Source organism: Thermococcus sp. GR5 (assembly GCF_012027535.1).
GTDB lineage: Archaea > Methanobacteriota_B > Thermococci > Thermococcales > Thermococcaceae > Thermococcus > Thermococcus onnurineus.
Map to the genome: position 1 here is coordinate 182,941 of NZ_SNUN01000003.1, position 22,796 is coordinate 205,736.

Annotated in this window: 26 protein-coding genes; 13 read left to right on the plus strand and 13 right to left on the minus strand. The window is 49.1% G+C overall.

The window, feature by feature from the left end:
• From rrp41 to E3E33_RS04500, 5 genes are all read right to left on the minus strand, one after another.
• Positions 1-750 (minus strand): exosome complex exonuclease Rrp41, encoded by a 750-nt coding sequence (gene rrp41 / locus E3E33_RS04480; protein ID WP_012570987.1) that lies wholly within the window; start codon positions 748-750, stop codon positions 1-3.
• Positions 747-1,517 (minus strand): exosome complex RNA-binding protein Rrp4, encoded by a 771-nt coding sequence (gene rrp4, locus E3E33_RS04485; protein WP_012570986.1) that lies wholly within the window; start codon positions 1,515-1,517, stop codon positions 747-749. Before rrp4 ends, rrp41 begins: the two co-directional genes overlap by 4 nt.
• A complete protein-coding gene (locus tag E3E33_RS04490; RefSeq protein ID WP_012570985.1) occupies positions 1,514-2,224 on the minus strand; it encodes a ribosome assembly factor SBDS in 711 nt (236 codons plus the stop codon). Before E3E33_RS04490 ends, rrp4 begins: the two co-directional genes overlap by 4 nt.
• Positions 2,225-2,235: 11 nt before the next feature.
• Entirely contained in the window at positions 2,236-3,018 is a 783-nt protein-coding gene (gene psmA, locus E3E33_RS04495; RefSeq protein WP_012570984.1) for an archaeal proteasome endopeptidase complex subunit alpha, read from the minus strand.
• 64 nt (positions 3,019-3,082) lie between these two features.
• Positions 3,083-3,319 carry a hypothetical protein gene (locus tag E3E33_RS04500; RefSeq protein ID WP_012570983.1) on the minus strand — a complete coding sequence of 79 codons (237 nt, stop codon included), beginning with the start codon at positions 3,317-3,319 and terminating at the stop codon, positions 3,083-3,085.
• A gap of 54 nt (positions 3,320-3,373) precedes the next feature.
• On the opposite strand from E3E33_RS04500, the gene E3E33_RS04505 reads away from it, so the two are divergent.
• The 9 genes from E3E33_RS04505 (at position 3,374) to E3E33_RS04540 (ending at position 13,082) form a co-directional block, all read left to right on the plus strand.
• On the plus strand, positions 3,374-3,850 hold the full coding sequence (locus E3E33_RS04505) for an HIT family protein (RefSeq protein WP_167711000.1): 477 nt from the start codon (positions 3,374-3,376) through the stop codon (positions 3,848-3,850).
• Between the two features lie 289 nt (positions 3,851-4,139).
• Positions 4,140-7,892 carry a lamin tail domain-containing protein gene (locus E3E33_RS04510; protein ID WP_167710999.1) on the plus strand — a complete coding sequence of 1,251 codons (3,753 nt, stop codon included), beginning with the start codon at positions 4,140-4,142 and terminating at the stop codon, positions 7,890-7,892.
• Complete coding sequence (locus E3E33_RS04515; RefSeq protein ID WP_167710998.1) at positions 7,889-8,806, plus strand: hypothetical protein; 918 nt, start codon at positions 7,889-7,891, stop codon at positions 8,804-8,806. Before E3E33_RS04510 ends, E3E33_RS04515 begins: the two co-directional genes overlap by 4 nt.
• The gene (locus tag E3E33_RS04520; RefSeq protein ID WP_167710997.1) at positions 8,803-9,816 is read left to right on the plus strand and encodes a hypothetical protein; all 1,014 of its coding nucleotides are present in this window, start codon (positions 8,803-8,805) and stop codon (positions 9,814-9,816) included. The genes E3E33_RS04515 and E3E33_RS04520 overlap by 4 nt, the downstream gene beginning before the upstream one ends.
• Positions 9,813-10,514 (plus strand): CGP-CTERM sorting domain-containing protein, encoded by a 702-nt coding sequence (locus E3E33_RS11105; RefSeq protein ID WP_167710996.1) that lies wholly within the window; start codon positions 9,813-9,815, stop codon positions 10,512-10,514. The genes E3E33_RS04520 and E3E33_RS11105 overlap by 4 nt, the downstream gene beginning before the upstream one ends.
• A gap of 4 nt (positions 10,515-10,518) precedes the next feature.
• Positions 10,519-10,947 (plus strand): hypothetical protein, encoded by a 429-nt coding sequence (locus E3E33_RS10930; protein WP_240912016.1) that lies wholly within the window; start codon positions 10,519-10,521, stop codon positions 10,945-10,947.
• Positions 10,890-11,465 carry a hypothetical protein gene (locus tag E3E33_RS10935; protein WP_240912017.1) on the plus strand — a complete coding sequence of 192 codons (576 nt, stop codon included), beginning with the start codon at positions 10,890-10,892 and terminating at the stop codon, positions 11,463-11,465. The genes E3E33_RS10930 and E3E33_RS10935 overlap by 58 nt, the downstream gene beginning before the upstream one ends.
• A complete protein-coding gene (locus E3E33_RS04535; RefSeq protein WP_167710995.1) occupies positions 11,465-12,400 on the plus strand; it encodes a hypothetical protein in 936 nt (311 codons plus the stop codon). Before E3E33_RS10935 ends, E3E33_RS04535 begins: the two co-directional genes overlap by 1 nt.
• A gap of 22 nt (positions 12,401-12,422) precedes the next feature.
• A complete protein-coding gene (locus E3E33_RS04540; protein WP_167710994.1) occupies positions 12,423-13,082 on the plus strand; it encodes a CGP-CTERM sorting domain-containing protein in 660 nt (219 codons plus the stop codon).
• Between the two features lie 154 nt (positions 13,083-13,236).
• Here the strand turns inward: E3E33_RS04540 and E3E33_RS04545 are convergent, their stop codons facing one another.
• The 3 genes from E3E33_RS04545 to E3E33_RS04555 all read right to left on the minus strand — a co-directional run bounded on the left by E3E33_RS04545 (position 13,237) and on the right by E3E33_RS04555 (position 15,166).
• Complete coding sequence (locus E3E33_RS04545; RefSeq protein ID WP_167710993.1) at positions 13,237-14,541, minus strand: RNA-guided endonuclease TnpB family protein; 1,305 nt, start codon at positions 14,539-14,541, stop codon at positions 13,237-13,239.
• 70 nt (positions 14,542-14,611) lie between these two features.
• Complete coding sequence (locus E3E33_RS04550) at positions 14,612-14,869, minus strand: nucleotide pyrophosphohydrolase (protein WP_167710992.1); 258 nt, start codon at positions 14,867-14,869, stop codon at positions 14,612-14,614.
• Positions 14,870-14,878: 9 nt separating this feature from the next.
• Complete coding sequence (locus E3E33_RS04555; RefSeq protein ID WP_167711140.1) at positions 14,879-15,166, minus strand: hypothetical protein; 288 nt, start codon at positions 15,164-15,166, stop codon at positions 14,879-14,881.
• A gap of 93 nt (positions 15,167-15,259) precedes the next feature.
• Between E3E33_RS04555 and E3E33_RS04560 the strand changes: the two genes are divergently transcribed.
• The 3 genes from E3E33_RS04560 to iorA all read left to right on the plus strand — a co-directional run bounded on the left by E3E33_RS04560 (position 15,260) and on the right by iorA (position 17,782).
• Positions 15,260-15,511 carry a hypothetical protein gene (locus tag E3E33_RS04560; RefSeq protein ID WP_012570979.1) on the plus strand — a complete coding sequence of 84 codons (252 nt, stop codon included), beginning with the start codon at positions 15,260-15,262 and terminating at the stop codon, positions 15,509-15,511.
• A gap of 72 nt (positions 15,512-15,583) precedes the next feature.
• On the plus strand, positions 15,584-15,793 hold the full coding sequence (locus tag E3E33_RS04565) for a hypothetical protein (RefSeq protein WP_012570978.1): 210 nt from the start codon (positions 15,584-15,586) through the stop codon (positions 15,791-15,793).
• A gap of 72 nt (positions 15,794-15,865) precedes the next feature.
• Positions 15,866-17,782, plus strand: a complete 1,917-nt coding sequence (iorA, locus tag E3E33_RS04570) for an indolepyruvate ferredoxin oxidoreductase subunit alpha (protein ID WP_206203358.1) — start codon at positions 15,866-15,868, stop codon at positions 17,780-17,782.
• A gap of 434 nt (positions 17,783-18,216) precedes the next feature.
• Here the strand turns inward: iorA and E3E33_RS04575 are convergent, their stop codons facing one another.
• Complete coding sequence (locus E3E33_RS04575) at positions 18,217-18,900, minus strand: DUF4152 family protein (RefSeq protein WP_167711137.1); 684 nt, start codon at positions 18,898-18,900, stop codon at positions 18,217-18,219.
• A 498-nt stretch (positions 18,901-19,398) separates the two neighbouring features.
• The gene (locus E3E33_RS04585; protein ID WP_167710991.1) at positions 19,399-19,722 is read right to left on the minus strand and encodes a hypothetical protein; all 324 of its coding nucleotides are present in this window, start codon (positions 19,720-19,722) and stop codon (positions 19,399-19,401) included.
• Between the two features lie 55 nt (positions 19,723-19,777).
• Between E3E33_RS04585 and E3E33_RS04590 the strand changes: the two genes are divergently transcribed.
• Positions 19,778-20,833, plus strand: coding sequence for an AI-2E family transporter (locus tag E3E33_RS04590; protein WP_167710990.1), 1,056 nt, complete (start codon positions 19,778-19,780; stop codon positions 20,831-20,833).
• On the opposite strand, the gene E3E33_RS04595 is transcribed toward E3E33_RS04590, so the two are convergent.
• From E3E33_RS04595 to E3E33_RS04605, 3 genes are all read right to left on the minus strand, one after another.
• A complete protein-coding gene (locus E3E33_RS04595) occupies positions 20,757-21,296 on the minus strand; it encodes a nicotinamidase (protein WP_167711135.1) in 540 nt (179 codons plus the stop codon). The genes E3E33_RS04590 and E3E33_RS04595 overlap by 77 nt on opposite strands.
• A 61-nt stretch (positions 21,297-21,357) precedes the next feature.
• The gene (locus tag E3E33_RS04600; RefSeq protein WP_012570972.1) at positions 21,358-22,080 is read right to left on the minus strand and encodes an ABC transporter ATP-binding protein; all 723 of its coding nucleotides are present in this window, start codon (positions 22,078-22,080) and stop codon (positions 21,358-21,360) included.
• On the minus strand, positions 22,077-22,784 hold the full coding sequence (locus E3E33_RS04605; RefSeq protein WP_012570971.1) for an ABC transporter permease: 708 nt from the start codon (positions 22,782-22,784) through the stop codon (positions 22,077-22,079). The genes E3E33_RS04600 and E3E33_RS04605 overlap by 4 nt, the downstream gene beginning before the upstream one ends.
• Positions 22,785-22,796: the final 12 nt, after the last annotated feature.

Consider the following 22,796-nt stretch of genomic DNA (forward strand, 5'->3'; position numbering starts at 1 on the left):
TCACTCACCTCCACCGACCTCCTCTGCTATTTTGAGATACTTCTCCTTCAGCGCCTCGCGCTGCTTCTGGTAGACGGCCTTTGCACCCTTTATGGCGAGCCTCACAGCCTCTATGAACTCGTCTCTTGTGAGGTAACCGTCCATCTGGAGGAGTGTAATGTCGTTCTTGAGAGGCATTATGGCAACTGGAACGTCCGCTTCGCCGTAGTTGTCTTCCTCTTTATTGAGGTCGAGAACAATTTCGCCCTCTATCTTTCCGGCAGCACATGCAGCCACAAGGTCCCTCATAGGTATTCCAGCATCTGCCAGGGCGAGCGAAGCGGCGGTAATTCCTGCAACCCTCGTTCCAGCGTCAGCCTGGAGAACCTCAATGAATATGTCTATAGCGGTCCTCGGGAACATCTCGAGTATCAGGGCCGGCTCAAGCGCGCCCCTGATGACCTTACTTATCTCGACGCTCCTCCTGTCAGGACCGGGCTTTTTCCTCTCCTCCACACTGAAAGGTGCCATGTTGTAGCGGACGCGGAGGATTGCCCTGTCAGGCCTCTGGAGGTGCTTGGGATGAATCTCCCTCGGACCGTAGACGGCAGCCAAAATCTTGTTCTTACCCCACTCAACGTAGGCAGAACCATCGGCGTTCTTCAGCACGCCGACTTCCATCTTAATCGGTCTGAGTTCATACTTCTTTCTACCGTCTATTCTTCTTCCGTTCTCATCTATGAGCTTTAAATCCTCTGGCTTGCCCATCATTCTCCTTCACCTTCTCCAGCGGTTGGCTCTTCAATCTGGGGTATCTCCTCAATAACTCCCTGCTCCTTGAGCTCCTGGAGCCTGCTCATAAGGAGCTCCTTCACCCTGTCTGTGAGTCCCTGTGTGTGACTCTCCCTGTCAACTTTGAGAATAGCTTCGATAGCGAGTTTCTCAAGCTCCTCCTTCTTTCCGCTGACCCAGACCCATCCATTCTGGCCAACAATTATCCTCGTACCGGTTAGTTTCTTGATGAGGTTTATCATCGAACCGCCCTTGCCTATAAGTCTGGGCACCTTGGAGGGCGTTATCTTTACTATCTGACCCCCCCTGAGCGGTCCACCCTTGAATGGCATTCCCTTGGTGGTCAAGTCTATCTGGTTGATCTCGTTGTAGGCTTTTATCTTGGCGTAGATTATATCGCCTATGTCAAATATCTTCCTCAAGTCAGTCTTTAGGACGTCAATGCGCTCCTCAACGGCATCCTGAACGCGCAGGTTCGCCTGATAAGGTGCGCCGATGTCAACCGTCCAGTTGGAGAACTTGACGTCCACTATCTTCCCTATGACGTTGTCGCCAACCTCTGGTATGTAGGGGCCCTCAAGGGGGATAACCCTTATGGCATCTCCTCTGATCTCTACGAGCCCTACAACTGTCGAGTAAATCCTGTTCCCTTCCCTGAAGGTTCCTCTTCCACTCTTAAACGGCCCCTGGGCGAGTAAAGTCCCAGGGACAACCAGTTCCCTATTTTTTACAAAAATCCGCCTCATAGTCCCTTCCTCTCTACCAGTTTAGTTATCGCATTGCCCTTCGTGAGGGCGTTAAGCTTCTCATAAAACTCCTCCTCGACACCGCCGGGTATCTCGATGAGAAACATCCACGAGCCGTCGCTGGCCCACTCCTCGCGCTTTATGTTGCCAAACTTCCTGACCTCACCGTAGGCCCTGCCCACGTAGTCACCGGGTATCTTAACTGCGATGACCTTCATCTCCATCTTGAGCGGCAGTATGGGCCTTATCGCCTTAATGATGCCTGGAACCTGGGCCTCAGCATCCTTGAAGAGATCAACGTGGACACCTGCCTCCTCCATCGCCCTGAGGATTCTGTCAACCGGATGAGGGTAGCCAGTTCTTGGATCAACCGCATGCCTGTGAATGATTGTGGCAATATAGCGCCTCTTCTCCTCGAGCATCTGCCTCCTCTGCTCGGCGGTAAGCTGGACGTCTCCCTTGCGAAGGATTATCTTAGCGACCTCGTAGGGGTCACTTGTGCCGAATATTTTCTCCATCTCGTGCTCACTAGCTTTATCGCCCTTGTGGGCGTCCTTAAAAACGTAGGGGGTGGCAAGAATCTCCTCTATCGGGACGTCCTTGCCCTCCTTGAAGTCTCTGGCTAGATAAGGGTCAACTAGTATCTCAAAGGTCTCGCCATGGGTCTTAAGACGGGCGATGACTGCCTTATCGACGCTTATTGGCATCGCCCGCCACCTCAGTAGTTGCTGTCGAGCTCTGAATAATCCTCTTCCTTCTCCTCGACTTCCTCCTCCTTGATCTCCTCGAGGATCTCGCCGAGATACTTAGCGACCTCTTCTTTGTCCATTTTCTTCCAGCGCTTGTCCTTCATGGTTATGTACGCCACCTCTATGCTCTCCGGGCTCGGCTCCTCGAGGGTCTTTGCCAGGGCGAGGATAGCCAGCTTTATCGCGCCCTCCATGTCAAGGTCGTCGCTATAGTGGTCTTCGAAGATGGCCATGGCAGTGTTCCTGCCGCTGCCTATCGCCACTGCTCTCCACTCAAAGTACGCTCCACTCGGATCGGTTTCGTAGAGCTCGGGCTTATCGTTGACACCTGCCATGAGCAGGGCCGCACCAAAGGGCCTCACACCGCCGTACTGGGTGTGGGCCTGCTTGAGGTCACAGATCTTCTTCACCAGAACGGTGAGTGGAACGGGTTCTCCGTAGGTTAGACGATACACCTGGGCTTCCAGGCGGGCCCTGTCAACGAGAACACGGGCATCGGCAATTATACCGCTTGGAGCAGCAGCTATGTGGTCGTCTATCTGGAATATCTTCTCGTAGCTGCTCGGCTCGATGAGCTTGCTGGTTATCCTCTTCTCGACAGCGAGAACAACTCCTTCCTTCCACTTAACCCCTACAGCGGTAGCACCACGCTTCACTGCCTCCCTCGCGTAGTTCACCTGGAAAAGCCTTCCATCAGGGCTGAAAACCGTAATAGCCCTGTCATAACCTGCCTGCGGTGGCACAAACGCCATTTTACATCACCCCTATGGATTATCGCGATATCTCCTACTCTCTTTGGGATAATTCTCGGACGGCCTAATTAAGCTTTTCTATTTTTCCTCCAAACGCCAACAGGGCCATCTTTCTGGCGGTTCTCTTTGCCATCTCCAGTGGCAGGAAAGCGAAGAGGAATATCACAACCGCCAGGACAAGGGAGGCACTCCTGCCAATGGGCTGGAATATCATGAGCGCGAAAGCGACTAGCATCATGACCAGGCCTAGAGCCAAAAACCTCTGGTACGTTCTCTTTAGGATTTCCATAGTTTCCTCCATCTCACCACCGAGGGGTTTTTATTGCAAAGCAGTTTTAAGCCTTTGGTGTTGGGCATGGACTGTCCGTTCTGCAATCCAGGTGCTGAAGTCATCCTCTATGAAGACGTGCTGATCAGGATACTTATCGACTCATATCCAGCGAGCAGAGGCCATCTCCTTGTCGTTCCAAAGAGGCACGTCGAGCGCTGGGAAGAACTGAGGGAAGAAGAAAAGACTGCACTGATCAAAGGCATAGACCTTGCGATGGAAGGGCTGAAGAAGGCACTCCAGCCCGATGCGTTCAACATCGGTATGAACCTTGGGAGGGCGGCGGGACAGACGGTTCCCCACCTCCACATGCACGTGATTCCAAGATGGGAAGGAGACTCCAGGCACCCGCGTGGTGGCGTCAGAAAGGCGGTCCTCGATCTGGAAGACGAGAACTTAAACTTAAGAGAGCGGTGGGAGAAGAACAGACTGAATAAGGGGGAGATGGAGAGGCTCAGGGAAGCGTTTAACCGACCTCTCCATGCCCTGGAGGATGAGACTTGAAGAAAAGTCAACTTTCCAGTTACAGTGTTCCAAAAAGCGGGCTTTCGTGGAAGTAATCAGTTTGAGTGACAAAATTTTAAATCATTCGAAAAGCTTTTTTACTTTTTTATTCAAACTTAATTGCTTAAGCCCCATTGTTGGGTGATGGCAATGAACAGAAGGGTATGTGCGTTACTATTGGGCATATTACTAATTCTTGGAGGATTTCCAACGGGAGCCTCAGTAAAAGAAACGCATCGCTACAGGGGGGGGCGTTATCAACCCGTTCTTTGAGGGCTACCTAAAGGTATTGCCCAACGCAACGGAAGAAGAAAAGGAAGCACTGTTAACCCTTATAGAGGCCATGCTAAACGGGACGCTCAACGGTGAAATAACAGTCTCTGACACAATGAAAATCAAAAACGCCCAATGGAACGGGACTGACCTGATATTCGAAATCTGGTGGTACGACGGGATTAACCCTGTTGCCATAAAAACATACCGTTGGAGAAATCCCAGGCAGGCGCTCCAACTGGTGCATCAAATGAAAAACGGGAAAGCCTCAGAGGAATCCCTAGAGGAGGCCTTCACTGTTGGGCCCCTGACAATATCCTATGCCGTTCACATTGAGGACGTTGACTACCTCACCAACGATGGGAGCGGGGAGTACGTTCTCCTCCACAACCCAGGCCTTTCAACTGTAAGTTTACTGGGCTGGTACATAATGGACGAATACGCTTATAACAACCCGAGCTGCTGGATAAACAATACAATCCCGAGGGACGACTGTATAGATTCGTATGGAAAAGACCACGTGGTTAGGTTCTCCATTAATATACCTCCGGGGGCAGTTGTGAGGATACCAGTTGCCAGCTCTCCTTACAACGCCATTCTAAACAACGATGGGGACACGGTTTACCTCATCGATGACAAGGGATATTTTGCCAGCATGTACTCCTACTCGGCATCACCCGAGATAACTGTGGAGGGAATATCCTACTATCCAAACCCGCTTAGAGAGGGCGATTACATGGATTTAACCATAGTCCTTGACAACAGGGGTGCCCTCGATGGAACTGGAACGATAGAAGTTTACATAGACGGAAAACTCGTAAAAAGCTCCACAGAAACCGTGTGGAAGTACCACATATGGTACTACAAAATGTATGAAGTCTGGAAGGCAACGTCTGGAAGTCACGTTCTGACCGTCAAGTTTGTCCCGCAGTACGGTGGAGAAGTTTCTTCAAAGTCTATAACGTTCACAGTCTCGGCCTCGGAGCCCTATATAACGGAAGTAACCCACAACGACCTGGTCGAGGGTTATCCGGCGGAGTTCCACGTTGATGTCGTCAACCCAGCTGGAGAGAGAAAGGACATCATTCTGAAGCTCTTCATTGATGGCGTTGAGGTAGACACCGTAACCAGCTACGTTTATGAAAAGTGGGAGTTTGACCTACAGTGGAGCAACCCCGAAAAAGAATTCCACAAAGTGGAGATAAAGCTTTATGATGAATCCGGAACAGTGCTCTACTCCCAGTGGGCGAGCACGCTGTACTTCAGGCCCAACACACCCCCGAGGATAGAAAGCCTCCAGCTGCCTTCATGGGTGTACGCAAACGAGTGGAGTGAGGGAACAATCCAGGTTTACGATTCAGAGGGAGACCTAGTAGATGTTGAAGTGAACGTTATTGGAAGATTCAGCTTCACTCGCAGTGACCTATCCTCGGGTGTTCCATATGAGTTCCCCCTCGCACCCATATACAACCACACCAACTGTCGTGAGAACGTCACCGTAGAGTTTACACTAAGGGATCAATACGGAATGACCGGAGAAACCATAACGAAGGTGCTAACAGTAGTCACCGACAGCGATAAAGACGGGTGGTGCAACGCGGAGGATATAGAGCCGTTTAGAGACGCAACGGTAACTGTCTACATATTTAGGTACCGGAAACTCGACGCAGTTAGCGGAGACGTCAGCTTAAAAGCGTTTACACTCATAAACGGAAAATATCAGGAAGTGTACAACTCACAACTTGCATATATGACCACAGACTACGAAAAGAGAACCCTCCTCGGAGAAAATATTTTCAGCAACCTAGACGGGCAGGCAATAGCAAAGTTCACCTTCGACATCCCAGACAACGCAGAGACTGTAGATTTGTGGTTAAACCTGAACGATGGAGAAAACGTGCTGGATATCTCACCAACATCCTCTCTATTTGCCCATATAGTGTTTAACACTCTAACCGGAATCTGGAGCGGCGACGACTATCCCGATGACCACAAAGATTACTTCGGTTACGGTCACCTGAGTGGCTGTGGCGACGGTTCCTGTGGTGATATAAACCCAAGCACCGACATCGAACCCTTCTCCAAGTACTACGACGAGATTGAAGCCCTCGGATATGATTTGAGTGGTGTAAATATCACCAACGTCCAGGGCTGGGACGAAATAGAATCCTTAGAACTCAAGGACCACCAGACCGGAACCCTCTACCAGTACACGAACCCTGATGAGGCCGTGCTCTTCACCATCGCACTCCCCAACGGAACCCAGAAGAGGGTACTCATCATCAACAAGCGGAACGCCGAAGTGAAGGCAATGAAGCTGAACGATGAAATGAACGCAATGTCCACAGGAGTGACAGACAAAGACGTCAATGCGAGCAATATGACAACCAATGCAACGGCCGGAATTGGAAAGAAGGCCAAGTACGAGGCGACGTTAATCTTCAGGAATGAAACCGAGGGCGTTAAAACCCTCAGCACGGAGGCAGTTTCGAGTTCAGAAACCTCGACTGAGACTAGCTTGCTGACCTTTGACGTCGTTGCAACATCAGAGGACATCGACGAGGACGATGCAGAAATATGGTTCCTCATCAAACTGAATGACGCCGACGGTGATGGGATACCATTCTACAAAGAGTTAGAACTAAACAAAGAGCTTGGAACTAACAGATTCTCGCCGAGCATAAACGACGCCTACGGTGACTACGACGGCGACGGTGTTCCGAACAGTGTTGAACTATTTATTGGAAAGGATCCGGCGAAGAGGGATATACTCGGCATTGAGCTGAACATCTCAGTGGAATGGACGATGAGCGAAGAAGACAAGAAAAACTTGATTTACAGCATCAGAAGGGCAAGTGGCTTCATCTACGACTACACGGATGGGTACGCGATGATAACTAAAGTCAACATCTGGGACGACAAGAGGAACTGGGACATAGCAGATGTTAGAGTTCATGACACTACCTGGCAAATTCCTCAAATATCAGACCTTCTGTATCCTGGATGGCCAAAATCCATAGTTGGGGGATACTGGATGAAAAGAGACCCTAGGGTATCTCCCCAAGAGAAAGCACTCATACATATAATGATGCCTGAGAAATTCTGGGGAGGAGACTTTTGGGGTTCGATTGGTGAAGAGGACTGGGGAGAAACTCTAGGACACGAGCTCGGCCACTATGTCTTCTGGTTGCGTGATGAATATCAAGACTGGCAGGGGCACAAGTACCAAAGCTGGTACGTTGGGATATTGAATGCAGTGGCAACAGGCTCAATAGTAATAGTAGGAGGAGTACCATCTGCTTTGGTTTTAGAATACTACGCCTATAAAATCCAATTGGATGACTTTATGAGCATCCATTCAGTTATGAATAAACAGTGGAAGTGGAGCGAACTCAGCACACCTAAAGATTACGAAAACTTCAAGAGAGACACAGAAGAGCTATGGAACAAAACCAGCATAATCTGGAAACTCCAGGGGTACACGTCACCTAAAGACATGCTCCCAGACCAATGGGGAGACCCGAACGATCCAGATAAGTGGCATTCTTCAGGATGGGAAACCGTGTACAAGATTCTCACAAGCAAGAATCTAGAAATAAAAGCATGCGTACCACTTGAGGATCCCAGCAAAGGAAGTTATTTATGCAGTGAAGTTCCTATAGTCATGTCTAATGAGATAGAACTCTCCTTTGTTCCAGATTATAATTTTATTCCTGAAACCGGACCCTATACTGGCGTCGGCTACTTCATGGAGGTGACTTGGGGATGAAAAAACACCTCGCTTTGCTTTTGGTTTTGATTCTCTCCTTCTTTGCTTACAATACATACACTTATCATCAACTCTCCTCTGCGGAGGGAGCCTACAAGTTAGTGGGAGTTCCAAGTGATGAGAAGCTCATTGCAGTTTACCATGATGAGAACTCTTGGCAGTTCGCTACCTACAATCCAAAAACCAAAACGCTTAAAGTCTACTACATTACCCAGAATTCCTTATTATCCTTCAGGACTAAAAAGACAAAAAGTGTGAAGACATCATTAAACTACTCTCCACTAGCTCTAGATCTAAAACTCCTTGAAAAAGTGCCAGAGGAAACCCCATCACTACTCTTCGCCGGAAAATGGTATACAGAACAAAACCCACCAAACTTCCCAACGGCAAACCAAGTCGTCAAAGAGTATAACAAAACAATAAGGAGAATGGCCCTACTATACGCCAAAAGAGAACTCTGGATAAAGACGTACCTCCAAGTGGACACAAGAGCCTATGAAGTAGGAACAGAGGACGTACTAGTAATTCCAAATTTTGGAAACACACCCGCGGGAGTCTGGGTTGTTGAAATTCCACAGGGACATGGAAACTCCACAAAAATTGTGTATTACCCAGACTTCAAAATAACAGGGGAGACTAGCCCAGTGTATATGGGCTCATTCGTCTTAACTGAAAAGCCCATTGAGACTGCATTTTACACAGCGCTCATGAATCTCAGCAAGACTACCAGCTTCGCAAAGATTGAGGTGTACTGCCTCTCCCCTAAAGCTGATATTGATACAGTAGCTATCAAAAGATATTACCCGGGAATTTCCATGAAAGAATACTTTCCATTTCACTACCTTCACAAAAACACAATCGAAGTTTTATGGGGATGTAAAATAACCACTGATTCGGAAGAGGATCTAAAATGATCCAAAAGGCAAAGCTGTTCACAAGCAATGACCTAGTGAAGCCAGACATTCTTGGCATTAAACTCACGGTGGTAGTGGGCTGGGACGCAAATCAAACTTACCTCACCCAGCTCGTTAAGGGCTTCCAGAGGGCGAGCCAGGTTATCTACGATTACACCGACGGCTACGCGATGATAACGGAGATCAGCATAAAGAACAACGTGCAGGTGGGCAGTGAAGAGTGGGAGAACTCAATGGTACGGATCGAAGAATCCGGCGGGTTTTATACTATTCATGGTTTCAGGTATTGGCTATGGTTTAAAGAGAATTCAACAGTGCCAAAAGGTTACGTTCACCTTCAAAAGGAATGGTATGGCACCCCAGAAAACCTTGGATATTACAGGGGCGTGGCTCACGAGCTTGCACACTTTGTCTTTGGCATTGACGACGAGTACGGTGCACCATTCTCATGGGACTATGATATGGACGGAGATACGGACGGATTCACGTATGATAAACTGAAATATGTGCTCGAAACAGAGTACGGGATATACGGATTCGAGGGAATAAGAACGATCATGGACGATTCAAAAATAGCCACCGAACTAAGTACAAAAGGCAATCCAAACCAAAAGAACGATTATGACTGGTTCTACAACGAACTTCTCGAATACGACAAAAAACTGAGAGAAAAGTTTGGATACGGACTAATTAAGGTCATAACAGATCATAATGGACCTAACGATCTGAACAAACTAGAAGAGATGATGCCAACTCACTGGCACAGAACGTACATTATTGATCAGATACCTCGTAACATGACCTCAGCGTGGGAAGTTGTATCCGCCCTACTTGTGATAGATCATACTTTATCCTATAACGAAGTGTATGATCAGGATGCAAAACTCTATCTTGACTTAGACTTTGACGGGATCCCAGATTCAACACTGCCGGTAGACTATATTCCAAAGGTTGGCCCGTACACTGGAGTTGGCTACTATCTAAGAGTCCACTGGGGGGATGAGAGGTGAAAAGGATCGCCTTTGTCCTTTTTGTTTTTTCCCTTCTTATCTTACTACCAAAAACAAATGCCATCAGTATCTGGGATGTTCTTAAAGAGAATGAAACCGTGTTATGGATTTACATTTTGGACAAAGGTGGCCCCCATCCGACTTCTCCTCCACTAAACCCGCTTAGCAACTCAAGGATTGACAAAATATACATTATCCTCCCATATAACGAGACACATGTCAAAACACTCACCTACTATTCATCCGGAAACCGGATAAATGGATTTGATATATACTATCCTCAAACTCCAACAGTCCCGTTCAATCTCTCCAACTGGAACTTGTCTAAAGTCATCAGAGAATACCAATGGGGGCTCAAAAACTACCTCCCAAATGTTACTGGGGAACACTGGGAAAAGGGCTACTGGAACAGCACAATAACCAGATGGGAAGTCACACTCTCAGCAAGCAAGTTCAAGGTTGTCCTTCATGGTGGGCATTGTGGCGAGTGCGAGCAGTACATTACCTTCGAATGCTGGCGGAGTGATAGCAACGTGACATGTCAGTGGGGGGAACCAGTTTTTGAGGTAATAACTCCCCCATGGGCACCAAAAGACACGACAACGAGCACGACAAGGGAAGAAAACACAATCTGCGGGCCAGCAGTATTAATCGGGTTAATTTTAGTTCCCCTCATGATAAAACGGGTAAAGAGGTGAATGCATGAGACGAGGTGCTTTTGTTTTGTTATTTCTCCTTTTCTCGGCAATAATCGGTGGATACTACATAATCCAGAGCCCAGAAAAAACGGGAATCACGCCCCGTCCAGCATACCCCACTGAAATTTACGCATCAAAGGTTAAACCTTTGGTACAGAACTGGGCCAGCGATGCCGAGCTTATCCTTGCCTACGGCTCCGAATACTGTCAGCAAATCCTATGCGATGTTCACCCAATGTCATCACCATGTATTTGCAATGATTCAACGTTTGGCGATGGAAGGGCACCGCAATGGACGTTCGTCTTTTATTCCGGGCAAAAAGGCGAGCTCATGAAAGTGGATGCGTACATCGTTCAGGAAGAGGGGCAGAAAAGATGGCAGTTGTTTCCAGAACGTACAAAACTCCCCTCAACTACTCCAGCCTCGGCGTGAGCCTTTCGAACCCCCCGGAAAACCATACCAGCAAACCTGGGATTTACTTACTCTTCAGAAACCAATGGAATCCCAGCTTTAGACCCCTTAACATTACTGCAACCAATTTCACGAAATTCAAACGGCTGATTCTGATGGAATCCAAGAGCCCCGCAGTGCACAGAGGAATTTTAATACTCCCCGATGGGCAAATCGGAGATCTGAGCTCTCCAACCGTAATCGTCAGAACTCAATTCAACGAATCAAACGACATTATCACTGTAGTTTATCCTGGAGTAGTGCTAAGAGGGTACATACCATCACTCCCATGCAAACCCACCTCGCTAAAAAACTACTCCAAGAGCGTTTCAACCATAATCGAAAGACTGACATCCCAAGAGTTTTCGGAGCTTAAATTAATTCTCGGACAGCCCTATGCATACTATGAACTGGCAAATGGCACGATAAGGATAGAAACCTTGGACTGCGACTTCGAAGTAAGAAGTGAAAACATAACGGGAGCGTGCAGGACGAGATGATGAATGAGCCAGAAAAGATATTAAAAATACCTGCTATCTTCATTATTTTAGTTTTTGTAATTTTAGTATTGATGCTTATCGTTTCACTCCAAGATAACAAACTCTCGGATATTCCCCCAGAACTTTCCCCATATGATGCATACCTATTATTTGCAAAGCCATACGCGGAGAACTGGAGTGCTGATGCCGTTCTAATCGAAGCGGAATTTATAGAGTCCCCCGTGGGAGAATGGGGACCTACTGATGGGCAGCTCTACAAGCCGCCATTAGAGATAATTCCAGAATCCAAATTCAACAACGGCCGTTCACACCTCCATGTATTCACGTTCTATTCCCCCCTAAAAAAGGAGCTCCTGCTATTAACTGTTTACGTCTCAAACACAACTAAAAAATGGGATGTGTTGGAAATATCCAAGCAGACTCCCATAGATTATTCTTCATTCAAAGTCCTTCCAGAGAAGCTCCAAGGAGTTCCCGACACTAGCCATGCTATCCTGTTCCGTGGAGAATGGCATGAAGCGGTCGACATCGGCTCTCCCAAACTAGCGGAGAACCTTACAGTTATGGAGGTCATAGTTTGGGATACGAAGCACACTTCCATTGATGAGGGAATCCTGATTCCGATAAGAGCAGTTTTGTATAGACTTTCCAACGGCACGATTATAGTCAACTATCCAAGAGGGGTAGAGATATCAACCAAGGCAAACATTCCTCCCGGATTAGCAACATTCAAGCTCAATGGTAGCGTTATTGCCACGTTTGAAAAGATAAGGGAAGGCTGGCACCGCAGTGGAATAGAAAAATACGTGATAACATCAGAAACCATCAGGGGTTTCAGACTCACAAGACTGCGTGAGCCGGGACTCAACATCAAGGAGTGCATGGTTAGAATCGGTAATTTATCAACAGCCAAATGTTATGGAATTCAAAGTTAATATTAAGATGGGAAGTGAATCCATGAGCCAGGGCATTTTTGTTTTGGCTTTGCTCTTTTTTCTTTTCCTTCCCCTTGCCTCAGCGGGAAAGATTAATCTATTCAACCACTTACCGGCTAACGAAACAGTAAAGCTGGTAACCTTCGAGTGCCACTCAAACTGCACGCCAGAAGAATGGTTCATGGTTGATAACCTAACCATCATTAAACCCTACAACGGGACTCATGATGTCGAGATCATAATAACTAGAAACAAGACCAGAAGAGAATTCATTCCGGCAAAAAACTCAACGCTCTTCTCGATCAGTGACATTAACTGGAGTAATTTGGAGAACGTCACAAAAAACACGACAGCACACGATCCCTATGGAGCGAAATGGAAGGAAAGCTTTGAGAAAATGAACGGAAAAATCTGGAGTAAAGGGATTAAACTTCAGTTCCACTGTAGCGACTGCGAGGTACACGGTTGTTTGCTGATTTTGGATATTAATTGCAGTACCAACGCAACAAACTGTAAAGTAATGTCACAAGTGCCACCAGACTGCGGAATGGACATGAGATACACCAAAACAACCACCACAACCACTCAAAAACCAGAAGACAAAGAAATCTGCGGACCAGCGTTGCTGATTGAACTCACACTCAATCCTCTGATCTTGAGAAGGAAAAAGCGTGATAGCTGAAAAAGCCGAATCCTTCATTTTTCCTACTCGACCGGATACTTCTCTTCGTTCTTCCTCAGCTTTCTTTTGACTGCCTTGTCGAGGTCTATTTCAAGCTCGTGGGCGAGGAGTCTGACCTCCTCCCTACCAAGGGCGGGGGTTCCAACGGGAACCCCTATCCAAGGGGCGGGGAGGTTTGAGGGGTTCTCATCAGGGCAACCCTTGAAAAGGGTTCTTTGAACCCCTCTGGCCCGGTCTTAGGCCAGTTACCCCTACCCGCCGACAAACTCGGCAGGCTCGGGGTTATGGTTTTGGCCACCTTCCTCAAAATATTAAACGCTCCAACCAAGTCCGCATTAAAAACAAGCCCCGTCGCGGGACACTTAAACAAACCACGAACAAACCTTGCCCCTTCATGGGGCTTCTCGCAAACGGGGCACGTTTGAGAAGTGAAAGCCTCACCAACAACTTCAACCACAATACCATACTCTTCAGCAACTTCCGTCAAGCGTTTGATGACGTAATTAAACCGCCACACGTGAGAAAGGATGAAATTCTGCTTTTTGCCTTTATCGGAGTTTCTCGCTATGCCTTTAGGATAACCCACGACAATTTTAGAAACGCCCAAATCGTAAAGCCTTCTCACGGTTTGCCTAACTACCGTGTTAATGTAGTGTTTGGCTTGGAGTTTGGCTTTATCGTGCATTCTCTTGAGTTTTCTTCCAGTTTTCGCTCCGCTCTTATTGAGCTTTGATTGATACTCGGCAATCTTCCTCCGCCAGTAGAAGTCAATGCTCTTTAGAGGTCTTCCATTCACGAGGAAGCTTTCCCCGTTCTCCACATAAACTGCCATCAGGTTGTTCACTCCCAAGTCAATACCTGCTGAAAGGCTTCCCTTTGGAGTTCTTGGAAGTTTAATCCACTCCTTGTCTTCAAGTTTTTCTTCTACCGTAAGGCTGAGATGAGCATACCATTTCCGCCTTACTGGGTCGTAAGTGATTTCTAAGCGTCCTTGCTCGCCTTTCAAGTGTATTCTGCCCTTGAATTGAACTTCCAAGCGTTTGAACTTGCCAAGGCCCTTGAGAATTAGCTTGTTACCCTCAATCTTGAACTGGTCGTTTCTCAGGACGATTAGGAGTTTTCTCTTCCTGTCTTCTTTGAGATAGTTTGGCGGTCTTGGCTTGAGCCAAGAGGAAAGTTCTCCGTTCCGCTTCTTCCTCAGGAGGGAGAAGAATGAACGCCAGGCTTCTGCATTCTTCCTCGCTATTTGTTGAACTGTGGCAGAACCGATTTCTCGTTTGAATTCCTCATAAACGGTTTTCTCGGTCTTGTTGAAGTCCACGATTTGCCCTTGGAAGAATTGTTGCTTGCGAAGGTAGTTCACCCGGTTCCAAGCTTTGGCTCCTAAGTCGGCTAACTGGAAGAGTGCTTTTTCTTGTTCTTTGCTCGGCTGGAGTTTTACCGTTACTGTTCGCTTCATTTCAGAGTATGGTATTATTCTTAGGCTTTAAAATAGTTTTGCTTTCCCGCTTGAAAGCTCGTTGGGCGGTTTACTGCATCCGTTCAAAAGGCAAGGCTTGAGAAAGAAAAATTACGACATCCTCAATCTCGTCGGCTATCGCTTCCCTTTTGGTTGGGTTCTCGGAGAGTTCAAGAATCTCCTCGTCGGTCCCCCACTGGAAGTGCTCCAAAAGTTCGCCGAGCTCAACCGCTGCCGAGATGGCGAGGTTTTTGGGCGTGTGATACTTCGCCCAGCCTCGTGCATCACGGAAGGCCACAACCTTTCTCTCCAGCTCTCCGAAGTCCATGAAACCACCTCAGTAGACGTGGGCGTCGGTGTTTCTCAGCAACTCAAGCATCTTTAGGAACTCCCTGAGCTCTTCCTCGGAGAAGTGGTTCTCCACCTCATCCTCCGGGTCGAATTTGCTTAGGTATTCTCTGGCCTTCATTAGGTCATCAAGATCCTCCTGAAGCTCTAAAGCGCGCTGGGTGAACTCATAGCTCGTGTGCGGGCTCTCAAAGGCCCTGTTCTGGTTGGCTATTATGGCAATCTTAACGTTGGCTATCGTTTCGTCGAGCAGTTGGATGAGTTCTCCAATCTTCATTTCCACCACGTTGAGACTTTCTCAGCCAGAATATTTAAGCTTCTCCCGGAAGGTTCTTACGCAATAGCCGAGGAAATGTTTATGGTGAGACCTATGGACTTCGACCTCTTCATGGAGAGGTACGGGCATAAAATACTGTTCGGAATCTTTGGAGCTGTGCTTCTTGTAATAATAGGTACCCTTCTGGCATCGTTCTACCTGCTGTTCAGGTTCCTTGGATACTTTGCCGCTGGCCTGGTAATCGTGTTTTTGATAACCTACGCCTTCACAGTAAAGAGACGCGTCATGGACGCCCAGGCGCAGGCCCACGCCAAGTACTTCTACGACGACAGGAGGAAGCGTTAGGGGAAGAAAGATGGATCTTGGTCTCTTCATGGAGAGGTATGGATATAAGCTCCTTATGGTCTTTATGGCCTCGTGGTCATCGGAATAATCGGAGCACCCGTGGTCTTGATGGCCATCGGCCTTAAGGCGGACATCACCTCAGTGGCCATTGTAATACTCCTCCTATTCCTGCTGGGTGTCGCTATCTTTGCCTTCTCAAGCGGCCGTCAGAGCATCAGCAATACATTCACTAGGACACCCAACAGGGCATTCTACGGAAAGGAGGAAAAAGGAGAAAAGTGACTTTCGAAAATTTTTCGATTTTTACCGGTACTTTTCTGAGCATAGAGTTTTAACCCTCGGCACAGATAGCCTATGGTGGTCATCGTGGAGACGGTTAAGGCTTATCCTTCTGATTTAGTCAAGTCCAAAGTCAAGAAACGTGAGAAAAAGCTTCTCATGGGAAACGAGGCGATAGCCTACGGTGCCCTTGAATCGGGCGTCGTCTTCGCAACTGGTTACCCAGGAACCCCCTCAACCGAGGTCATCGAGACAATTGCCCATCTCAAGCCAGAAGTCTTCGCCGAGTGGGCGCCCAACGAAAAGGTTGCCCTTGAAGAGGCGGCGGGTGTTGCCTACACCGGCCTGAAGGCACTCGTCACGATGAAATGTGTTGGTCTCAACGTTGCAGCCGATCCCCTTATGAGCCTCGCCTATTCCGGTGTTGAAGGTGGTCTTGTAATCCTCGTTGCGGATGACCCCGGCCCGCACACCAGCCAGACCGAGCAGGATGACAGATATTATGGAAAGCTCTCGCTTCTCCCAGTTCTTGAGCCCGCTGACCCGCAGGAGGCCCACGATTTAATCATCTACGCCTACGAGCTGAGTGAGCGCCATAAAGTCCCTGTCATCTTCAGGACGACCACGAGGGTGAATCACACGACGGCTGACGTTGAAGTCGGTGAGTTCGTTGAGCTCAACCGCGAGCCGAAGTTCAAGAAGGACATAGAGCGCTATGTAAGGGCAAGCATGGATGGCAACAGGAAGAGGCATAAGTGGCTTAACGAAACGCTGAGAAAGATCGAGGAGGAGTTCAACTCGATGCCCTTCAACTGGGCCGAGGGAGAGGGAAGGATTGGAATAATCGTCGAAGGAGCACCCTACAACTACGTGAGGGAGGTTCTGCCCAAGCTCGACGGTGACTTCAAGGTTCTCAAGATCTCAACGCCTCACCCGCTCCCCAGGAAGCTGGTTGTTGACTTTCTCAAAACGGTTGACTTCGCAATAGTCATTGAGGACGGCGCTCCCTTCCTCGAGGAGGAGGTTAAAATAGCAGCCTATGAGGCCGGCCTGAACGTGCCAATCTACGGCAAGAGAACTGGTCATCTGCCCCTGGAGGGTGAATTGAACCCGAGCCTGGTCAGGAACGCCCTGCTGAATCTCCTCGGCAGGAGAGCTGAAGAGTACACCAAGCCCGATGAGGTCGCTTACGCCGAGAGCCTTGCCCCGAAGAGGCCTCCGGTCATGTGCCCCGGCTGTCCACACAGAGGCTCATACAGGGCTGCCCTCGATGCCCTGAGAGACCTTAAGCTCGGCCGCTATTCGGTTCCCATACACGGTGACATAGGCTGCTACGCTCTATCGCTTCTCCCGCCGCTTGAGGCTATCTGGACCGAGTTCGTCATGGGCGCGAGCATAAGCCTCGCCAACGGCCAGAGCGTGGCAATGAAGAAGAAAATCATAGCGACGATCGGAGACTCTACCTTCTTCCACAATGGAATCCAGCCTCTGGTCGATGCAGTCTACAAGAACCTCGACGTTCTGGTGATGATACTCGACAACAGGACAACGGCAATGACCGGCCACCAGCCGCATCCAGGAACGGGGGGAAGTGAAACCGACAGGAAGTTCAACGAGATTGATATCGAGGCGCTCGTCAAGGCTCTGGGCGTCAAGTACGTCAAGACTGTTGATCCCTACGACCTCAAGGCGACGAGAGAAGCGATAAAGGAAGCGATGCAGGTTGAAGGGCCGGCCGTGATAATAGCCAGACGGGAGTGTGTTATTCCGGTCATAAGGCGCGGGGAGATCGGCGAGATACCACTCGTCGTCGAGGAGAAGTGCACTGGCTGCAAGGCGTGCATACTCCTGACGGGCTGTCCAGCTCTAGTCTACGACCCAGATACCAACAAGGTGAAAATCGACGAGCTCCTCTGTACCGGCTGTGGAGTCTGCAACCAGCTCTGTCCGTTCGACGCGATAAAGTTCCCGAGCGAGCTGGGAAAGAGCTAATACCACCCGTACTTCCAGCCACTTTTCTTTCTCTTCTCGCTTTTTCTACTTCATCCGAAACAATCGCGTTGAAGAGCCAGAGGTATATTAGCGTTAGGAAAAAGCCGATGAACGCTCCGAGCTGCTCGTCAATCTTGGCAAGAGCCCATATTACCGCAAGCAGGGGAAAGCCAGCTTGAATGCAGCTTTCCTTATGTGCCTCCAGTTCTCCGGTCAAAGGCAGTCAGAGCTTCCTGTCTCGAGAACATGTTGTGGATGAACCAGTAGAGCCCACTGGACATAATAGATGACCAGACCAGTGGAGAGAGTATCAAAACTGTGTATACAGCAGGGACAATCCAATAGACCAAGCTCTCACCCGTTGGGGATTGGTCATGAATCTACTAAGCGTTCCGGTCGTAAAAAATTGCCTAAAGATTATAGTGAGTAAGGCTTTACTCCTTCCAAACCTCCAGAACCATAAACCTCCTCACAAGCGGGTTCGGGTAGAGCTCCCAGCCGATACCGTCTGTATCCGCTTCAACCTCTCCGTAGAGACCACCTTCTCTCGGGTCGAGGCTTTCACCGCGTATCTTCCCGGAGAGTAGTTCAACCTCCATATACCTCGGCAGGCCGACCATGACCCTGCCGTTCTCTCTCGCGTAGTCAATGGCCCACTTGGCGGTGTATATTCCTGAGAAAATCTCCGCTATCCTGACCGGGACACTCGACTTTCCGATGGCGAGAATTTCTATGCCCGTGTCTTCCCAGAATTTCTTCGCGAGGGGCTGAAGGTCCCTCCTCAGCTCGTGCCATACTGCCTTTCCTCTCTCGGTTATCGTCAGTGCATCAATGGTGACATCGTCGAGCTTTCTTACCTCTATCCCACCGAGTGTAGAGTCGAGGTGAATAACGTCGGGCTTGACTTTCTTTGCCAGCTTTACAGCAAGAAATGCCTCATCCTTCACGGCCTGTCTGCCGCTCATGTCGTAATTGAAGGGATCAGCGTACTTGACTATGCTGAGCGTTGCCGTCCTGTATGGCTTCTCAACGAGAACCGCGACCGTGGCGATAAGTCCGACGGGTTCATACTCCTCCGTGAGAAGTGCACCTCCCGTGTCAGCAGCGACTATCCTCATGGCAACCACCGTTAAGCACCAATTACCAATATACTCCTGATATTACAAGATCTAGGTGACAGTGTTGAATGGGTCAGCTGATGTAGTTTATGAAACTTTGGGTTCGTACATAGATGCCCTGTGCGATGCGATTTACATTGGGGCTGCTAGGGGCAAGCAATCCTCTACAATGGGAGAGCTTACCCGCTAACACCAATAGAAAGACCGCTCCCATTTTTGAGTGTATTCTATGTGGACGGGATGCTGGAGGTAACAGAGGTGCGAATAGAAAAAGAACCATGCTTTTCTCATCAAAATGTGCCCCCCAAGGATTGATGTGTACAGGCTGGATTACACCGTGGAGCTTATTTTTCATCCATCCGGAGGGGTGTGATTATGGTCACGCTCTACACGAACACGGGACTGGCAAAAACCCCTGAAGGTGCGATAAGAGACTGCAGAATTCACAAAGGAAAGAGGGAAAAGATTCTCTCGTCGAGGGTCAGCCGCTGAGTCTCATCACTTCTCAGAACTCGGCAAAGTCATCATCCCTCTGAGCCTTTCCACGTCCTCCCTTAAAGCGCTTACCGTTTCTTCATCAAAGCTCGTGATTCCGGAGTAGCGCTTTATGACTTCATGAACCTCAGGATACCTGCTCTCCAGCATTCCCATTAGTTCTCCAGCGGGCAGGAGCATGCCCGTGTCGCGGTAAACAAAATAGGCGCCTATCGCGTAAAGGGCATCTATATAGGAGTTGTAGGCCATATCAAAGCGTCTCTCGGACAGGTAATACTCAGCACGGCCCATGTAAGCTGAAATCTTCTCAATAAACTCCTTTTCCATTTCTCCCACCACGCAGAGTTTATAAGGACGGACTTAATAAATCTGTCGAGGGCTTATGAGGGCGGAGATAATCGCGTGGGCCACAACGGTCTTGGTCATAATCTACATCGCCTGGGAAGTCGTCAGTCCGCTCATCACGCCAATATTCTTCGGCCTCGTTCTGGCTTACGCAGTCTATCCTATCCACAAGAGACTAATCCCAGAGCTCGGCGAGGCAAGGTCGGCCTTCCTACTGACGGTCGGAATGGTGGGTCTTGGGGGTACTATAACGGCGGAACTTATAATGATCTCCGCCCAGGTTGCTGCATCGTTCTACTACAACGTCGTCGACTTCTTCAACTGGGTGCTGACCCAACCGCTTCCCTCAGAAGTTCTTGACTTCATCAGGAACTTCTCAGGAGAATTCATACCCAAACTTTCCGAGTATCTATCCAAACAGGCCTTTTCACTCCCCATGTACCCCCTGCAGCTGTTCATCTTTCTCTTCACATTCTACTACGCCCTGGCAAACTCAACGAGTATAATCGAGCAGATACAACTTTCCCTCCCCGAGAAAAACCGGCACCTCGGCGAAGAGATACTCCAAAGCGTAAGCAAAACACTGGGTGCCCTGGTTAGGGCGTGGCTCCTCCTCAACGTTGCCAAGGGAGTGCTCATGACCTTCGGCTTCATAATCTTCGACGTTTCAGATATTTACACCGCTATAGTGGCAGGCTTTCTTACGTTCCTCTTCAGCTTCGTGCCCCTCTTCGAAGGCTGGATGATATGGCTCATTGCCGCCGCTTACTTCGCTAAAGAGGGAATGTACCTCCACGCTGCCGGCATCTCTCTCTATGGGTTCTTCCTCGTCTCCCCGATGCCTGACTACATTATAAGGCCGCTGATAGTGGCCAAGGACACGGATCTCAACGAGACGCTCGTCTTCATCGGAATGGTTGGCGGCACGTGGGCAATGGGAATAAAAGGGCTGATAATAGGGCCTATAGTCCTCAACCTTCTTCTGACGCTCCTAAAAGAGTGGAAGAGAGTCATAGCTAGGAAAGGACCTTCACACCAGCCTGCTCCAACTCCCTCAAAGCATTCTCCTCATCCTCAGGATCGATGCCCCTAACGGCATCGCGTAGGAGATAGGTCTCAAAGCCGTGCCTGACCGCGTCGAGGGCCGTGGCTTTAACACAGTACTCCGTTGCCACACCGCAGACGTAAACGCGCTTTACACCCTTCTCCTTCAGGATTTCAGCCAGGTTGGTCCCTTCGAAGCCGGAGTAGGCCTCCTTATCCGGATCGGCCGCCTTCGAGATTATCACTGCATCTTCAGGAAGTTCAACAACGAACTCGGCACCAGGCGTGTTCTGAACGCAGTGCTTCGGCCAGGGACCTCCCTGATCCATAAAGCTGATGTGATCCTCAGGGTGCCAGTCCCTCGTGGCAACTATCAGAGCCCCGCGCTCCTTGAACTTTCTGATGTACTCGTTCACCCTCGGGATGATTTTGTCACCATCCGGAACGGGCAGGGCCCCTCCAGGCATGAAATCCCTCTGCATGTCCACAACTATCAAGGCATCCTCAGGCATGTCAACCACCAGTTAACATTTCGAAAAACACATTAAAAACAGTTCGCGTAATAAGTGAACTTCAGAAAAGCTCACCGTTGATGAACTTCCTCGTTAGCTCATTTTTGGGTTTCTCGAAGATTTCCCTTGTATTCCCAATCTCAACAATCCGTCCGGAATACATGTGGGCAATCCTGTCCGCGAGCCTCTTGGCCTGGAACATATTATGAGTAGAGAAGACTATTGTGGTCCCGTTTTCCTTAGCAATCTTCCGGACTATGTCCTCTATTATGGTGGAGTTCGTCGGATCCAGATTGGCAGTTGGTTCGTCCATCAGGAGGAGTTTTGGCTCCAGCACTATCGCCCTCGCTATGGCCACTCTCTGCTTCTCGCCACCCGAGAGGGTCTTTGCCTTTCTGTGCTCGTACCCCTCAAGCCTCACAAGCCTCAGAACTTCTTCCACCCTCCTCTTGATCTCGGCCATTGGATAACCCCTCAGCATCAGGCCATAGGCTATGTTCTTGAAGACTGTGGTGTTGAACATCACCGGCGTCTGGAACACCATTGTTATTTCCTTTCTGATACTTCCCGGCCGGTTCCAAGAAACTCTGACCCCATCGAAGTAGTACTCACCGGAATCTGGCCGTTCAAGCAGGGCAAGAACCCTCAGGAGGGTCGTCTTTCCTGCACCACTGTGGCCCATAACGCAGAATATCTCACCTTTCATGATTTCAAGACTGACGCCGTCAAGAGCCCTTTTCCCATCATAGGCCTTGACAAGGTTTAGAACCCTAACAAGGCTCATGCCAACCACTTCCTCACGAAGTTCGATAGAAGGTTCACGGTAAGGACTATGCCCATCAGGATTATGCCCAGCGCTATGGCTATGCTTACCTCAGCCCTGACCGTGTACATCTGTATAGCCGTCGTCAGGACGCGGGTATTGTAGACGCCGCCCTTTACGTAGATGTTTCCGCCTATCATGAGCGCTATACCGAGTTCGGATATTGCCCTGTTGAAGGCCGCTATTATCGCCAGGACTATCCCCCCGATGCTCTCCCTGACGACTTGTAAGGAAGCCCTAATCTCATCGGCACCAAGGGTTAAAGCGAGCTCTCTTATTTCACCCTCAATGGATTCCAGGGAGCTCACGACTATGCTCATGATTATCGGAGTGATCAGCAGAGCCTGGCCGATGCTTATTCCCATCTCGGTATAGAGCAGGCCCAGTGAGCCTAGTGGGCCGAGTGGAACGAACATAAGGTACAGCACCAGCCCCCAGATGACGGTGGGAACTCCCATGAGGCCGTTTATCAGTGTCTTCACGAGCCACTTACCCGGAAAGTCCCTGAGTCCAAGCAGAACCGAGAGTGGCAAAGACCAGACAACGGCAATGAGAGTAGCCATCCCAGAGACCTTGATTGAACGGAGGGCTATCTCAATGACGTACGGGTCATCTATCAGTTTGATGGCCTCTGAAAATCCCTGGATTATGTAGTCCCATGCCATAGCTCATCCACC

What these genes read in the sequence shown, in the direction of transcription:
- E3E33_RS04560 (WP_012570979.1), top strand. Translation starts at nt 15,260, where the DNA reads ATGGACTTCGACCTCTTCATGGAGAGGTACGGGCATAAAATACTGTTC.
- E3E33_RS04490 (WP_012570985.1), bottom strand. Translation starts at nt 2,224, where the DNA reads ATGCCAATAAGCGTCGATAAGGCAGTCATCGCCCGTCTTAAGACCCAT.
- E3E33_RS10935 (WP_240912017.1), top strand. Translation starts at nt 10,890, where the DNA reads ATGGCAGTTGTTTCCAGAACGTACAAAACTCCCCTCAACTACTCCAGC.
- E3E33_RS10930 (WP_240912016.1), top strand. Translation starts at nt 10,519, where the DNA reads ATGAGACGAGGTGCTTTTGTTTTGTTATTTCTCCTTTTCTCGGCAATA.
- E3E33_RS04515 (WP_167710998.1), top strand. Translation starts at nt 7,889, where the DNA reads ATGAAAAAACACCTCGCTTTGCTTTTGGTTTTGATTCTCTCCTTCTTT.
- E3E33_RS04585 (WP_167710991.1), bottom strand. Translation starts at nt 19,722, where the DNA reads ATGGAAAAGGAGTTTATTGAGAAGATTTCAGCTTACATGGGCCGTGCT.
- E3E33_RS04550 (WP_167710992.1), bottom strand. Translation starts at nt 14,869, where the DNA reads ATGGACTTCGGAGAGCTGGAGAGAAAGGTTGTGGCCTTCCGTGATGCA.
- E3E33_RS04520 (WP_167710997.1), top strand. Translation starts at nt 8,803, where the DNA reads ATGATCCAAAAGGCAAAGCTGTTCACAAGCAATGACCTAGTGAAGCCA.
- E3E33_RS04595 (WP_167711135.1), bottom strand. Translation starts at nt 21,296, where the DNA reads ATGCCTGAGGATGCCTTGATAGTTGTGGACATGCAGAGGGATTTCATG.
- E3E33_RS04590 (WP_167710990.1), top strand. Translation starts at nt 19,778, where the DNA reads ATGAGGGCGGAGATAATCGCGTGGGCCACAACGGTCTTGGTCATAATC.
- E3E33_RS04505 (WP_167711000.1), top strand. Translation starts at nt 3,374, where the DNA reads ATGGACTGTCCGTTCTGCAATCCAGGTGCTGAAGTCATCCTCTATGAA.
- rrp4 (WP_012570986.1), bottom strand. Translation starts at nt 1,517, where the DNA reads ATGAGGCGGATTTTTGTAAAAAATAGGGAACTGGTTGTCCCTGGGACT.
- psmA (WP_012570984.1), bottom strand. Translation starts at nt 3,018, where the DNA reads ATGGCGTTTGTGCCACCGCAGGCAGGTTATGACAGGGCTATTACGGTT.
- E3E33_RS04545 (WP_167710993.1), bottom strand. Translation starts at nt 14,541, where the DNA reads ATGAAGCGAACAGTAACGGTAAAACTCCAGCCGAGCAAAGAACAAGAA.
- E3E33_RS04540 (WP_167710994.1), top strand. Translation starts at nt 12,423, where the DNA reads ATGAGCCAGGGCATTTTTGTTTTGGCTTTGCTCTTTTTTCTTTTCCTT.
- E3E33_RS04605 (WP_012570971.1), bottom strand. Translation starts at nt 22,784, where the DNA reads ATGGCATGGGACTACATAATCCAGGGATTTTCAGAGGCCATCAAACTG.
- E3E33_RS04575 (WP_167711137.1), bottom strand. Translation starts at nt 18,900, where the DNA reads ATGAGGATAGTCGCTGCTGACACGGGAGGTGCACTTCTCACGGAGGAG.
- E3E33_RS04535 (WP_167710995.1), top strand. Translation starts at nt 11,465, where the DNA reads ATGAATGAGCCAGAAAAGATATTAAAAATACCTGCTATCTTCATTATT.
- E3E33_RS04600 (WP_012570972.1), bottom strand. Translation starts at nt 22,080, where the DNA reads ATGAGCCTTGTTAGGGTTCTAAACCTTGTCAAGGCCTATGATGGGAAA.
- iorA (WP_206203358.1), top strand. Translation starts at nt 15,866, where the DNA reads ATGGTGGTCATCGTGGAGACGGTTAAGGCTTATCCTTCTGATTTAGTC.
- E3E33_RS04500 (WP_012570983.1), bottom strand. Translation starts at nt 3,319, where the DNA reads ATGGAGGAAACTATGGAAATCCTAAAGAGAACGTACCAGAGGTTTTTG.
- rrp41 (WP_012570987.1), bottom strand. Translation starts at nt 750, where the DNA reads ATGATGGGCAAGCCAGAGGATTTAAAGCTCATAGATGAGAACGGAAGA.
- E3E33_RS04555 (WP_167711140.1), bottom strand. Translation starts at nt 15,166, where the DNA reads ATGAAGATTGGAGAACTCATCCAACTGCTCGACGAAACGATAGCCAAC.